Below are 14,381 nucleotides of genomic sequence, written 5' to 3' on the forward strand. Positions count from 1 at the left end.
GTTGGTGCATCCCAAGATGCAGCGATCGGCTTTTGCAAGCTGGATTCTCTTCGGCGGAGCATCCGAGCATCCCTCTGAGGCGGCTACAAGGACTTACCTATCTAGGGAGAGTGGTGTGGAACCGGACTACAGCAGATGGTTTGATACGAACACTTGGATGGACCAATACTCTGCCTTGCAAGAGCAGCAGCGGGCGAGGCAAGAGTCGGACCACATGCCAGCGGATCAAGCTGGCTTTGAGCGGCAATTGTGCGACCTGCAACTCAATTCCTCTGATGAGGGCGCCCCTCAGGCCGGTTCGCCTGATGCTCGTCCCTCCGAGGCTAGCTCGCCCGAAACTCACCTGGCAGAAGCGCATGGCAGTATCCAGCGCACTGACGTCGCCGGTTCGATGCGGATGCCGCCACGGTCCAACCTTCGGGATAACTCTTTCAGCAGCATGCGCTACACCGCGCCATCGGAAGTGCAGCCTGCGGCACGGACGAAGGATAGCAAAAGCCGTGGACTGTTTTCGCGTGTTAGGACAGGGCTCGTCAAAGCCTTTGGCGGAAGCCGTCGCGAAAAGTCGTCCGGCGCCGCAGCGTCTGACGTGGTCTATTCAGAGCTTCGCATCGATTTCGCCAAGCACAATAGCGCGTCGAGTGGCGACGAAAAACTTTTCTCCGAGTTCAGGCGCAAGCTGCTCTCCCGCGGCTATACAAATAGAGGCACAGCCGGGCACTGGGTGAAAGATCTGCGCGATTTCAGTAAATGGCTTGAATCGAAAGGGTTGACGGTGGGCGGCCTGGTCGATGACGAGGTTCGGTTGCGGGCTGAGGGGAGGAAGTTTAACGCCAATACTGGCTTCAAACGGGCATTGAATGCATTGTTGCAGTACCGCGCCGGCAACGTTCAGGGGCCCCCCTTGGCTGTCGAGGACCAGAAGCTCTTTTCCGAGTTCGAGAAGCAGGCTCTCCGTCGCAATTATTCCCTCGGAACCACTCAGGGACGGCTATCCGCTCTACGTGAGTTTGGCCGCTGGCTTCGGCTAGAGCCCAGGCGCTTGACGCTGGCCCGCCTGCTTGACGTCCCAAAGGAATTGGCTGACCGTGCTGCGGACGAGTTTTTGGCGGAAGGAGGCTCGAGGGACATCAAATTGGCGTTGGGAGCGCTCCGCGATTTCCGCGCGGAGGACGCCCAACTGTGTGCCCCCTCTCAATTGAGAGGACCGCGCCAGCATAAACCTGGTTATTCCGAAGACGTCGCCCTCATCAAGGAGTTCGTGGCAACAGCCAAGAGACTGGGAGTTGTCGAAGGAACTGCCGACCGAAATGCCGGGCATCTTAGAGGGCTAGCTGAGTGGCTTCGAGAAACGGGCAAGCCGTCGATCGCTTCTCGGTTTCAAACCCCTGCAGAGACCCAGTCGCTGGCCGACGACATTGTGGAGTACACTAGACTAGGTAAGGATCCTCATGAGCGTCTAGATACGGCGCTGTCCCATCTCCGAAGGTTAGCGCCTTCGCGGGAAGAGTTTGCATCCGGGGCCGGGCCCAAGGTCATGGGACGCCGTAGCCTGTATGCCTATCCTGACGATGCCGAACTTATCGACCTCGTGACCGCAGAAAAATTGCGCAACCTTGGACCCCAGTCGGCTCAAAGCACGAGGAACCGAATCCTGACAATGGCGAGCTTCCAGCGCAGCTTCAGTGATTGGCTCCAAAGGGAGAACAAAGGAAGCATAGTGAGTCGCCTCCGGGGCGACAAGCGGCAAATAGACGAATTGAAGAGCGATTTTAAGCAGTTCAACAAACCGGGCGGCGTGGACTTGAAGTCCCTTCGGCAATACCTACAAATCGTCGAGGCAAACAAGGCGCTGGGTGTGGACTCCCCTGAGCAGGCGGATTGGGAGCCGGGGGCTGCCGGGTCGAGCTCAACGTGGCCGCCGCGAGTGCCGTCCGACTTTGACCCGAGTGAGTGGCCAGCGCCGGAAGGCCCGTCAGGGCTGGCCGGATGGCAGGAAGCAGCCGGCTCCGGATCGACTTGGTCTCTGCCGACGCCGCCCTCCTACTTTGACCCGAGTGAGTGGCCAACGCCGGAAGGCCCGTCAGGGCTGGCCGGATGGCAGGAAACAGCCGGCTCCGGATCAACCTGGTCTCTGCCGACGCCGCCCTCCGACTTTGACCCGAGTGAGTGGCCAACGCCGGAAGGCCCGTCAGGGCAGGCCGGATGGCAGGAAACAGCCGGCTCCGGATCGACCTGGTCTCTGCCGACGCCGCCCTCCTACTTTGATGCGAGTGAGTGGCCAACTCCAGAGAGAGCGCCAGCTCTGTCGTCAGACATCTATCGTGGTCTCGACCCTTTGGTTGATTTGCCGTCCTCATCGTACGAGACGCCCGACGATGCTCAGTCAGCGCCGGTGCTTAGCCCCGCCGGCAGATCGCCATTTTTCATCGGGCCATCAGGCGCGTCTCAGGAGCTAGAGGATATCGGATATCTCGTCGGCGATGATTGGCAGCATGGCTCCCAGCCGATCTCGGACTTGCTGCTTGATGTGCTGGACAACAAAATGCTCTTGCCGAGTTCGCGCATGGTCCCACAGGCTGTCTCTATCAACGGTGAGACCTATTCGATCACGTTGGGGCCGCAAGGGCGCCGCGATGCTCAATTTATCCATCATCCTCGCCCACCCTCGGCTCCGGATGCTCAGATCGGCGCTTTGGCTACGAGTGCCCTGTCCCGTGACCGCAGCGGACGGGTACTCGACGCTAGGGAATGGCTGGGTGACGAGCATATCCACAGGGATTATGAGCTGTTGGCGCAGGAGTTGCTGGGAAACAATCCGGATCTGGCCTCCCGGACGCGGTTCGTAGATCCCCTCATAGCCCAACAGTTGCGCGCCGGCCCGGAGAGGGACGTGCTAGGCGTACTCCAGCTCCTCGTCTTTCGGAACGGTTACGATTCAGCCGATTTCCTGTTCCTGCCAGTGAGCGATGCCCATGCTACGGATCCTAATCTCCGCGGCAATCATTGGTCGCTGCTGCTCGTTGATCGCCGCGACCGGGAACGGCCGGTTGCCTATCACTACGACCTCCCTCGGGGGACACAACGACCAGCCTGCAGCAGATCTCGCAGGACGGCTGCACGCCGCCTTGAGGCCAGCCCGCATGGCCCGACAGCGGAATGATTTTGATTGCGGCGTCTTCGTAGTGGATGGCACCCGGGCGCTGGTTCGGCGACTGGCAGAGAGACGGCAGGCAGACCTGCGGAACCTTGACAACCTCGTCGTCGATCGGCGAGCCCTGCAAAACCGTCTGAGGGGCTGAGCGCGGTAGGACACGCGCCCAGCAACTCGGCGCGTCCCATCTCGGCCTTTCTCATAGAGCTGGTGATGCGGCTTCTCGCCGACGAATAGCTTAAGCAGCGCCCTCGCAGAGCATTGCGACGGCTCACGACCTAACTGAATTCTTATCCAGTAGCGGTTAGACTCTTGGGCTTGTGCAGCGAGACTGAGTTTTGGACCATCAGAACTAGAATTTTGCGCCTCTGATCACGCTGGCGGGCTGTAAGCGCTCCTTTCTACGCACCTATGCAGTTGAGCGCGGGGATGGGATGAGGTGTCCACCATGAACGAGGTGGACACCATCGATGATCACTCCAGAAGAACTTTTGAGACTTGAGACGGTCGGCGTGTTGCGCAATGGGCGGCGTCGCTATGATCCGGCCAGCAAACAGCGGCTGGTCGAGGCCTGTCTGCAGCCTGGCGTGTCGCTGGCGGGGCTGGCGTTGCAACACGGCGTGAACGCGAACCTGCTGCGCAAGTGGGTGGCCAAGCGACAACGTCGGAACGGGGATGGCCAGCCGGAGGCGCGGGCGCCGATTGCGCCAGCCTTTGTTCCGGTTCGCGCGCCGTCGCCGTCGCCAACTCGATCTGCTGGCGCGATCGCGGTTTGCGCGACGGAGCGATCCTGTGCAGGGCGGCTGACGGCATCGATGCCCAACGGCGTGACGCTTTCGCTGGAAGGCGGCGACGCGCAGTTGCTGTCGGCGGTGATTGAAGCGCTGAGGCGTTGCGATGTTCCGGCTGGCGTCTGATCTTCGGGTCTACCTTCACCGCGAACCGATTGACTTCCGGGCGGGCATCAACAGCCTGGCGATCGTGGTCGAGCAGTCGATGGGGCTGGATCCGTTCCAGCGCGCGGTGTTCGCGTTCTGCAATCGTCGCCGCGACCGGATCAAGCTGCTGATTTATGACCGGTCAGGATTTTGGATGCTGCTGAAGCGGCTGGAGGCCGACAGATTCCACTGGCCCCGAAGTCAGGAGGCGGTGCTGACGCTGACGACGGAGGAGCTGCACTGGCTGCTTGACGGCATCAACATCGCGGCGGTGCGTCGTCATCCGGTGCGGCAATATCACAGCGTGGGCTGAGCGTGTTCGATGCGGGCGGCGGCGTCAACGCTATCGGATGACGCCGCCCACCGCATGGAACTCGGTTGACGCGGCGGCATGACTTCGATTCAAGACTACGATGAGTCGCAGGCCCACGACGCACGAGCTGGAAGCCTTGATCGCGGCGCACGCGGCCGAGCTCGCGGCGCTGAAGGCGGAGAACGAGAAACTCGCGCAACGCGTCCTGCATCTTGAGGAGCAGTTGCGCCTGGAGCGCTTGCGCGGCTACGCGCCGAAGAGCGAAAAGCTCAAGGAGCGCATCTTCAACGAAGCCGAGCAGGCCGCCGCTGAAAGCCGGGACGACGGCGATGTCGAGGCGGTCGCCGTGCCGGACACGGGATTGCCGGAGGCTCCAAAGCCGGCGCCGAAGACACGCGGCCGCAAGCCGCTGCCTGACGATCTGCCGCGCCAACGCGTCGAACATGATCTGGGTGAGGATCAAAAGGACTGTCCGTGCTGCCATAATCGGATGCATCGGATGGGCGAGACCGTCACCGAGCAGTTGCACGTCGAGGTGAAGGCGTCGGTGCTGCAACATGTGCGGTTCAAATATGCCTGCCGTCACTGCGAGCGCACCGCGCTGAACACCCCGATCGTGACCGCGCCGATGCCGGCGCAGCCGCTGCCGGGTAGCGTCGCCACGCCATCGACGCTGGCGCTGGTGCTCGCCAACAAATACGTCGACGGCACGCCGCTGTACCGTGTGGCGGACGCGCTGAGGCGCGCCGACGTCAGCATCAGCCGCGGGACGCTGGGCAACTGGGTGATCCGGGCGAGCGAGTTGCATCTGCATCGGGTCTATCACGCGCTACAGCAAAAGCTCAGGTCGCAGCCCCTGGTCCACGGCGACGAAACCTGGGTCCAGGTTCTGAAAGAGGACGGCCGGGATGCGCAGGCCAAATCCTTCATGTGGGCCTATCGCAGCGGCCAGGACTGCGCGCAGCCGGTCGTGCTGTTCGATTACCAGCCCGGTCGCGGCCAGGAACATCCTCAGGCCTTCCTGGCCGGCTATCGCGGCTTGTTGATGAGCGACGGCTATGACGCCTGGGGCACGCTGACAGGCGCGACCCATCTTGGCTGTATGGCGCATGCGCGCAGGAAATTTACCGATGCGCTCAAGGCCAGGAAGACGCCCGGCGGTCCGCCATTGCAGGCGCTCAAGTTCTTCGAGGCGTTGTATGAGGTCGAGAGGGTGGCGCGCCAGACGCCGCCCGACGACGAAACGCGCGCCGCATACACCTTGCGGCTGCGCCAGCAGCATAGCCTGCCGGTATTGGCCGCCTTCCGGACCTGGCTCGACGACCAGGCGCCGAAGGTCCTCCCCGAAAGCTTGACCGGCAAGGCGATCGCCTATGCGCGCAACCAATGGGATTATCTGACCCGTTACACCAGTGACGGTCTCGCCCCGATCGATAACAATGTTCTGGAGCGCGACATCAGGCCGTTTTGCACCGGACGAAAAAGTTGGCTGTTCAGCGACACCGTTGCCGGCGCCAAGGCAAGCGCCGTGATCTACAGTTTGGTGCTGACATGCCGGGCATGCGACGTCGATCCCTATGCATGGCTACGTCACGCGCTCACCGAATTGCCCCAGCGCGCGCCAGACGCCGATATTGAAGATCTGTTGCCGTTCAACTGCACCGCTCAAAAAAAACTGCCAGCTGAGAATAGCGGCTGACGTTCGAACGCTCAGGTCAACCAAGCCGTTCCGATGACACTGCTGGGGCCCGGCGTCACGCGACGCCGCGGCCAGCCGCGCGCGTAGCCTGTGCGGTAAAATACGCGCTTACAGTGGAGTAACTCGTGGCTGTACGACACGTTGAGGTTGTTCAACAACTACCGGGTAAAGTATCCACGATGAAAGTTGCCCAGCATGATACGGCGACATAAACCTTGATGCGAAGCAAGTGGGTGCGCGGAGTGCGGGAAATCCGCACGCTCCGTGCGAGGTGGCGGGGGCTGGAAACGCACTCGACAAAGATACTTGTCGTGTGGCGCGCCAGTCCTCGACCCTACCGCAACGACCGGCCTCCCCGTACCGGAGGGCGGGCGCGGTCACCGTACGACCTGTGTCGCGTCGATCTGCGCCGCATGATCCGCCGATCCAAACAGCAGCGCGCTTGCCTGCTCGCTGCGCCAGGATTTGAGGCGGCGCTGAAGCGTTCGCAGCAGCTTGTCCGGGTACGCGCCCGGATATTCCGCCTGTAACCTCGTCAGGAGCTCGGCGCCGGTTCGCCACTGGTGACGTAGGCGAGGTCATCAAGGATCAGTAGATCGAAGCGATCGAGGCGGTTGATGGCAGCCTCGAGGTTGAGCTCGCGCCGCGCCACCTGGAGCTTCTGCACGAGATCGGCGGTCCGGGTGAAGAGGACGCGCCATCCGTTCTCGATCAGGGCCAGGCCGATGGCTGCCGCCAAATGACTCTTGCCGCCGCCGGGCGGACCGAACAGCAGCAAATTGGCGCCCTTGCCGAGCCAACTATCGCCAGCGGCGAGCGCGGTCATCTGCGCCTTGGAGATCATCGGCACGGCCTCGAAGTCGAAGCTGTCGAAGGTCTTTCCGGCGGGGAGCCGCAACTCGTTGAGCAACAGATTGAGGCGCGCGGTGTCGACGGTGTTGGCCGTGTTCATGCGGCGTCTCCGATCTGGCTGGTGCCGATGAGGCACTCATAGCTGGCGAGCGGGGCAAGCAGCACCGTGACCTGCGGCGGCATGCAGGCGGGATCGGGCGCGAAGCGGGCGCGCAGCTGTCCGAGGTCGGGCAGTTGGCCGGCGTCCAGGTCGGCGGCGAGCCAACCGGCGAGTTCGGCCTCGCAGCCGCGTTCATGCGCCAGCGCAAGTAGATCGACCATGAGACGGCAGGCATTCCTGTCCGGCAGCCGTTCACGCAAGCGATCGAAGGTTCGGCGATAGGCATCGCGCGGGAATAGCCGATCACGGTAGACGAGATTGAGCAGCGCCATTGGCTTGCGCCGCAAGGAATGGATCACGTGCCGATAATCGACGACCTGGTCGTGCTTGCCGTTGGGATGCGGCCGCCCACGCGGCAGGGTGACGAGATGGGTGGCTGATGATCCCAACGAGACGGGTCCACTGCCGAATATATCCTTATATCTTCCCCTGGACTGGCGGCACGGTGCGCAGTGGGCGCCGGATGACCTTAAGAAGGGAATGTGCTTCCACCGCGTGCTGCCAAGCGCGTCTCAACCGGAGACAAATCTCACTCTTAAGGGCGTGAATTACACGGCCGTCATTGGGCCGCCAGGTCATGGGGATCAGGTTTTTCTGCGCCCAACCTGAAAAAGGGGATAGCTATCTTCGAAAGTGGCGCGCGTTCAATGACCGCTATCCGTTGCAAACGGCGTGCGGCATTGGTCGTGGTCGCTTTGCTCAACGAAACCACCCAGCGACGCGTCGCCCGACTTCTCGCCGAACGGCGCAGGCGGGCGTGGGCGGCTCGTTCGATAGCGTGCTCGCCGATGACGCCTCCGTCATCCAGCAAGTCGAACCCGTCCTATTCGTAAGAGTGCGGCTTTTTTGGCCCGATTGATGCGGCCGCACATCTGCTCTGACGAGGCGCACAGGCGGGGTGAGCTGCTGGCCGGCAAACATCCGCAGCTCGCGAGCGTCCTCTAGCTGCCAAAGGACTGCACGGAAGACCCGCTCGCGTGAAGGTAGCGCCTGTCCCGAGCAATGTGGGCTTTGCGACGAAGCCCACGATCGCGCGTCGAATGATCGCTCGCGCGATTGCCGCCAAGGTGCCGTTCTCGTTCGTGGCCGCGGACAGCGTGTATGGTACGGGAGAGGTCAAAACCCTGCTGCGCAAGGCGGGCAAGGGCTATGTTCTGGGTGTTGCTTCCAATCATGTGTTCCGTTCCTGGGGCAAGCAGCAGCCTGTCGCCGGCACCGCCTCTGCGATCGCGCAGAGCCTTCCCAAGAAGGCCTGGCGCCACCCGCCGTCCGGCGAAGGGACCAAAGGTCCGCGCTGGCACGACTGGGCCTATTCTGAGCTGGCCGATCTTGACGCCAGTGAATACAACGACGCCCTTGCCGAGGAATAGACGCGGGGCCTTCTGATCCGCCGCAACATCGCCGACGGTAGCTTGGCCTTCTTCTCCACATGGTGCCCCAAGGGCACCTCCATGCAGAAGCTGGCGTCGGTGGAAGGCCATCGCTGGCCCATGGAGGACGACTTCGAAACCGCCAAGAACGAGCTCGGCCTTGATCACAACGAAAGCCGCTCCTGGTATTGGCTGGCATCGCAATGTCTCACCCGTCATGCTGGCCTTCGCCATGATGGCCGGGCTAACACTGGGCCATTGCTCAAAGAACGCGACCGCAGCCTCGACCGAAGCATCGTCCTTGATCCGCTGGCGATCCAGGAAATCCGCCGCATCGCCACGAAGCTTGCCCGGCGGCGCATCTCGCACGCCCATACGCGCACACAACCGTAACCGACCTCGCTACGACGGCCGCCAGAAAGTGCTTGAAGTCCACGTGGCGTCAGGTTGTACAGTCTAAATCGTGCAGGCGGCCATCGACCCAGAAGCTTCATGATCATTAAAGAGAGGCTTCAATGTCTCGAGTTCCAAGATGTGTTCGCGAGGCTGTCGCTGCGTCGGCCTCACTCGAACTTGGCTCGGACCGAATGTGTGGGCGTCAAATTGAAAAATTGAAGCTGAAGCAGGACGTGCAGTTCGAGATCAAGGCGCAGCGTCTTCCCGTTTTCGACGGGACGGCCCAAGTTCAATCCAGATGTGCCGCTGGAGCGTTTCCGCCCAGGATGGCGCCAACGCTGTTGCCTTCGGATGGGGCAACATCTGTCCTACGGTGTCTTGCGGATTGCTTTCAGTGCAGAACCGCTAAGTGGCTCCGACCTTTTGAAGAGCGGGATCGTCGCATGGTTGCGCGTTTGGCGCGCTTCGCGCAGCCACCTTGTGGCCGGAAGGCCAGCGAGTTGTGCTGCGGCAGCTAAGGCGCGGAGCTGGTGAGTGCACCGCACGAGCTCGAAGACGGCACGCGACGAGTGTCCTCTTGCTCAGATTGCCGATCTTGGCAATCGCTGAGACAGCGTCTCAACTATGGAGAGCGGTGTGGAATCGAACTATAACGATCCGAACTATTGGATGCGTTGGTACGCCGAGCAGCAAGAGCTGCAGCGTGCGCGGCAAGAATCGGACAACCAGCCTGCGGATCAATCTGGCTTTGAGCAGCAGTTGAGCGAGCTGCAACTCGGCCCCTCAGAGGAAAGCTCCGCTGAGCTGAGTTCGCCCGATACTCGACCCACAGAGCCGCACGGAAGCATCCGGCGCACTGACGTCGGCGGTTCGATGCGGATGCCGCCCCGGTCCAGCCTGCGGGACGATGGGTTCGGTGGGACCCGCCATAGCGTTGACCTGCCCCACGCTGACTTTCGCGGTTCGGCTGCGGGGGCATCGAGCTCTGATCTGCGTGACAGGTTATTCAGCAGCACGCGCTATACGGCACCGTCGGAGCGGGAGCCTGTCTCGCGGACAAGGGACAAGAAAAGCGGAGGATTGTGGTCACGGGTCAAGAAAGGGTTCGGCAAGGCGTTCGGGGGCAAGAAATCGTCCGACCGCTGGGAGGTGATCAGTTCAGAGATTCATGTTGATCTCGTCAAGCGCAGCCGCCCATCGGATGCGGACGTCGCACTCTTTTCCAACCTTGAGAGCTGGGCCCTCAAGAGCTATTCGCCTGAGATTCTTAGGCGCTATACGATCGCTCTCAAACAGTTCAGCGACTTCCTTGCATCGAAGGGTTTGACACTGGTCGGCCTGCTTGACAAACCTTCAGAATTGGACGCGCGTGTGGAAGAATTCGCGAAACTGAGGCGCGTCAATCGAGATTTCGCTGCGGCCTTGAAGGTGCTACGGCGTTTCCACGCCGGGGAGCTCCCGCGGGGCGCGTCCGCGGAGGACGAGAAGCTTATCTCCGAGTTCAGAGCGGCGGCCCTCGAGCATTATGCGTCCAACACCGTTACGACGTGGGCATCGGCTCTCAGAGATTTCGGCAAGTTCCTTTTCTCAGAGGGATTGACACTAAGCAGCCTGCTTGGCGCTCCTGCTCAGTTGACCGATCTTGAGAACAGATTTGTAAATGAGGGGCACAGCAAGCCACAGTTCCGTCCGGCATTGGAGAAACTCCGGGCTTCCCGCGAGGGAAGCCTCGTACGGTACATCCGGTCGTCCGAGGATGAGAAACTCATTTCCGGGTTCGGCAACACGATGTCCGAGTTTTGGAGCAGGGACCCCGACAACAGTTACCCCCCCAGAACGATTGCGACTTGGCTGAGCGAACTGCGCGCTTTCGCCGACTGGCTTCAGGATCATCGCAACAACTTGGCGCTGACTAGCCTGCTTGCGGACCCTGATCGGTTGGCGGCTTGTGTGGCGGACTATGTGTCGGATCATCCCAACCGCAATCCCTATAATGAATTGGCAGCGCTCCAAGAGGTTCTCGCCGGCAACGTCATCGCTCGTCACGACGCGCAGTCGACTGCCCATGGGGAGGAGTCTTGGAGGGATGGTGGCGGACGCCATCCTCGGGCTAATCGTCGGAGGCTCGCGCCTGGAGGGCAAGGATTCGAAGAAATCGAAACCGGACGCCGTACCCTGCTTCCTTATCGAGACGACGCCGTCATGATCGATGGCATGGCCAACGAAGAAGTGCGCAACCTTGGGCGGACACCCGAACGGAGACGCCGTGTGAGCAACACCGCTAGCGCGCAACGCGCGTTTAGTGATTGGCTCCAAAGGAAGGGTAGGCCGAACATAGTGAGCCGCCTGAACGGCACTAAGCAGCAGAAAAGTGAGTTGAGCAAAGATTTGAAGGACTTCGAGCGAGCCAGGGGATATGTCGTTGACGTGCGTTTAGACAGGTTTCGGCAGTACGTACAGGTCGTTGAGGCGAACAGAGCGCTGGGTGCGGCCTCCCCTGGGCAGGCGGGTTGGGGGGCTGCCGGGTCGAGCTCAACGTGGTCACCGCAAGTGCCGTCCGACTTTGACCCGAATGAGTGGCCGACGCCGGAGGGCGCGCCAGCCCGCTCGTCAGACATCTACCGCGGTCTCGGTTCTCTGGTCGATCTGCCGTCCAGCTCGTACGAGTCGGGTGACGATGCGCAGTCAGCGCCGGTGCTTAGCCCTGCCGGCAGACCGCCGTTTTTCATCGGGCCATCAGGCGTGCCCCAGGAGCTGGAGGATATCGGATATCTCGTCGGTGATGATTGGCAACATGGCTCCCAGCCGGTCTCGGATGTCCTGTTTGATGTGCTGGACAACAGAATGCTGTTGCCAAGTTCGCGCATGGCTCCGCAGCCGGTCGCCATCAAGGGTGAGACCTACTCGATTGCGTGGGGGCCGCGCGGACGCCGCGATGCTCAATTGATCCACCATCCTCGCCCATCCTCGGCTCCGTTCGCGCAGATCGGCGCGTCGTCTTCAAGTGCCCTTTCCCGCAACCGCAGCGGACGGGTGCTCGACGCCGACGAATGGCTGGGTGACGAGCATATCCAGCGGGATTACGAGCTTTTGGCGCAGGAGTTGCAGGAGCGCAATCCGGAACTTGCCGCCCGGACGCGGTTCGTGGATCCGCTGATCGCCTTTCAGATGAGCCACAGCGCCCACAGCGACATGCGGCGCGCATTGCATCGCATTGTCGTTGATCGGAACGGTAACGATATGGCCGATTTCCTGTTCTTGCCGGTGAACGATGCCAGCCCTACGGATCCTGGTCGCCGCGGCACCCATTGGTCGCTGCTGCTGGTTGATCGCCGCGATCGGGAAAGGCGGGTCGCCTATCACTACGACTCCGGTGGAGGACGCAACGACGGGCCAGGCGCACGGCTTGCAGCACGGTTGCGCGCCAACCTGCAAGACGCCAGCGTACGTCAGCAGCGGAACGGTTACGATTGCGGCGTCTTCGTCGTGGATGGCACGCGGGCGCTGGTTAGACGACTGGCGGCAAGACGGCAGCCAAACCTGCGGAACCTCGACAACCTCGTCGTCAATCGGCGGGAACTGCAAGATCGTCTGAGGGGCTGATGTCGCCGTCTACCGATAAAGCTGGCTGGTGCCGCTTGCCGCCGACCAGCCTGCCTCTGAGTATGACTTGAACGAGGGAGCCGAGCTGAGATGACTCTCTGCGCTTTGCGGATCTGCCGGTCTGCCGGTCGAGATGCGCGCGCTTCAAATAGTGTTGGCAAGCTGGAACATACGTCGATCTGCGAGCTGCGAGGTCACCGAACGTCTGTCGCGGCGGTGCCAGCATGCGCGGCGGATATCGCTCCGCGCCCCGTCCCGCCAGTCGTCGCCGCGATCGGCAAGCAGTTCATCAGAAGCGAGAGTACCGTTGCGAATTGGTGGCGCTCACGCTTGGTGTCGGGTTGTTCTTCGGATGGACGATCGGCTCGCACTGTACGGGTGCGACGATGGACATTGAGGCCGAGTGCCGACAGGGAAGCGCAGCGCATCCGAAAGGCTCGAGGCTTGCTATGGAAGAGCACAGATAGGTCGGCCTTTCGTTCACACTTTAACGCTTCAGCGACCCAATGAAATCAATGCGTTGGCCTTAGCTCCTTGGCACAGCGCAACCTCTCGGTGACGCCGGTATCTCCACCACCGAAGCGATGGCGGATCTGCTCTGGATCGATTGCAACCTGATGGAGTCGTTCGTGAGGAACGTTTCTGAGCACCGTTTTACGCGAGGCGTTGCGATAGACGGCGACAGCGTATCCAGAGCAGGACGCGTAAAAGTTCCGTGAACCAGTGGCGGAGCAGGCTGAAGATACTATGGGGTGACCGGCAAAGCCGTGAGAGTATTGAGGCTGGTCATGAGCAATGGAGCACCCCCATGCAAAATGCAAACGATCTCAGCCGATCTTCCACGGTCTTGGAACAGAACAGTACGCTGATCGCGGTCATTGAGATGAGCCACTCAAGCTGGCTCGTCGCTGGAATCGTCCCCGGATTGGATCGTCATCCGTTGAAGAAGCTTGGCGCCGACGAAGACGCGCTGCTCCTGTTGCTACATCGCTGGCGCGAGGAGGCCGCAAACGTTGGGCACGCGATCACACGCATAGCGGTCGCCTTTGAGGCCGGTCGCGATGGTTTTTGGCTGGCGCGGTGGCTGCGGGCTCGTGGCGTCGAGGCCTTCGTTATCCACGCAACAAGCGTCGCCGTCCCCCCGAGCCATTATGGATATCCGCCCACTTCTGTCCTCAATAACTCGCCGGCCTCAACGGGCCATGGCTACGAACCAGGCTTCAGAAGTGTCGGTGGAACCGTTTCTCCATTCGTCCTTTCCGTCTCGCAAACCTCGGCGTGATATCGTGCCCACGATTGGATCGTGGATCTTTCTTCCCTTCCCGGCCAGTGTGTTACGCGGTGCGACCCAAATTGGCGTCGTAGTCGCGGGCCTTTGCGAGCATGCTCCAGGCCATGCGCGCGAGTTTTGCGGCCAGGGCAACAACCAATACATTTGAATGGAGCCGCTTGGACGCTGCTTCCAGCCAAGCTCCGAAGCCGTGCCTGGGCCAGGTTTGGCGCCTCAGAAGTACGGCTCTGGCCCCCTGGATGAACAGTGTTCGCAGGTACCGATTGCCGCGCCTCGATATGCGACCGAGAATGGTTCGATCACCGGTCGAGATTTGCTTTGGTACCACGCCAAGCCATGCTGCAAAGTCGCGGCCCTTATGGAAGGCATCACCAGTTCCGATCGCGGCGACCATCGCGCTCGAGATGATTGGTCCGATGCCCGGCGCACTCATCAGGCGACGACAGTGTACATCTTGATCGGCGAGTTCGTTGATTTCCTTCGTGATCGATGCGACGCGCCGGTCGAGATAGCGCCAGTCCTCGGCCAAGTCCTGAATGAGCTGTTGATGGCGGTGCAAAAGCGCGCAAAGATGGCGACAAGAGCGGGGGCGGCGGTGCTGCCCC

Annotated in this window: 6 protein-coding genes and 5 pseudogenes; 7 read left to right on the forward strand and 4 right to left on the reverse strand. The window is 61.5% G+C overall.

Annotated features, from left to right (window positions below):
• The first annotated feature begins 115 nt into the window (after positions 1-115).
• The 4 genes from ACVJGD_RS26440 (at position 116) to tnpC (ending at position 6,104) form a co-directional block, all read left to right on the forward strand.
• Positions 116-3,163 carry a Ulp1 family isopeptidase gene (locus ACVJGD_RS26440; RefSeq protein ID WP_456637039.1) on the forward strand — a complete coding sequence of 1,016 codons (3,048 nt, stop codon included), beginning with the start codon at positions 116-118 and terminating at the stop codon, positions 3,161-3,163.
• Between the two features lie 461 nt (positions 3,164-3,624).
• Positions 3,625-4,071: an IS66-like element accessory protein TnpA gene (gene tnpA, locus ACVJGD_RS26445; RefSeq protein ID WP_456637040.1), complete on the forward strand. Its 447-nt coding sequence runs from the start codon at positions 3,625-3,627 to the stop codon at positions 4,069-4,071.
• Complete coding sequence (tnpB, locus tag ACVJGD_RS26450) at positions 4,052-4,405, forward strand: IS66 family insertion sequence element accessory protein TnpB (RefSeq protein ID WP_018270214.1); 354 nt, start codon at positions 4,052-4,054, stop codon at positions 4,403-4,405. Before tnpA ends, tnpB begins: the two co-directional genes overlap by 20 nt.
• Before the next feature lie 100 nt (positions 4,406-4,505).
• Positions 4,506-6,104 carry an IS66 family transposase gene (gene tnpC, locus ACVJGD_RS26455; RefSeq protein ID WP_456637041.1) on the forward strand — a complete coding sequence of 533 codons (1,599 nt, stop codon included), beginning with the start codon at positions 4,506-4,508 and terminating at the stop codon, positions 6,102-6,104.
• 377 nt (positions 6,105-6,481) lie between these two features.
• On the opposite strand, the pseudogene ACVJGD_RS26460 reads toward tnpC, so the two are convergent.
• The 3 pseudogenes from ACVJGD_RS26460 to ACVJGD_RS26470 all read right to left on the reverse strand — a co-directional run.
• Positions 6,482-6,664, reverse strand: a pseudogene (locus ACVJGD_RS26460) (transposase); the annotation flags it as partial.
• Positions 6,646-7,056 (reverse strand): annotated as a pseudogene (locus tag ACVJGD_RS26465) (ATP-binding protein); the annotation flags it as partial. The pseudogenes ACVJGD_RS26465 and ACVJGD_RS26460, both read right to left, overlap by 19 nt.
• Positions 7,053-7,490, reverse strand: a pseudogene (locus ACVJGD_RS26470) (IS21 family transposase); the annotation flags it as partial. The pseudogenes ACVJGD_RS26465 and ACVJGD_RS26470, both read right to left, overlap by 4 nt.
• 576 nt (positions 7,491-8,066) lie before the next feature.
• On the opposite strand from ACVJGD_RS26470, the pseudogene ACVJGD_RS26475 reads away from it, so the two are divergent.
• From ACVJGD_RS26475 to ACVJGD_RS26485, 3 genes and pseudogenes are all read left to right on the forward strand, one after another.
• Positions 8,067-8,791, forward strand: a pseudogene (locus ACVJGD_RS26475) (IS701 family transposase); the annotation flags it as partial.
• A 727-nt stretch (positions 8,792-9,518) separates the two neighbouring features.
• Positions 9,519-12,485: a Ulp1 family isopeptidase gene (locus ACVJGD_RS26480; RefSeq protein WP_456637042.1), complete on the forward strand. Its 2,967-nt coding sequence runs from the start codon at positions 9,519-9,521 to the stop codon at positions 12,483-12,485.
• Between the two features lie 808 nt (positions 12,486-13,293).
• Positions 13,294-13,767, forward strand: coding sequence for a hypothetical protein (locus tag ACVJGD_RS26485; RefSeq protein ID WP_456637043.1), 474 nt, complete (start codon positions 13,294-13,296; stop codon positions 13,765-13,767).
• A 52-nt stretch (positions 13,768-13,819) separates the two neighbouring features.
• Here the strand turns inward: ACVJGD_RS26485 and ACVJGD_RS26490 are convergent.
• Positions 13,820-14,341: pseudogene (locus tag ACVJGD_RS26490) on the reverse strand (IS110 family RNA-guided transposase); the annotation flags it as partial.
• Positions 14,342-14,381 lie beyond the last annotated feature (40 nt).

The organism is Bradyrhizobium sp. USDA 10063 (genome assembly GCF_054063735.1).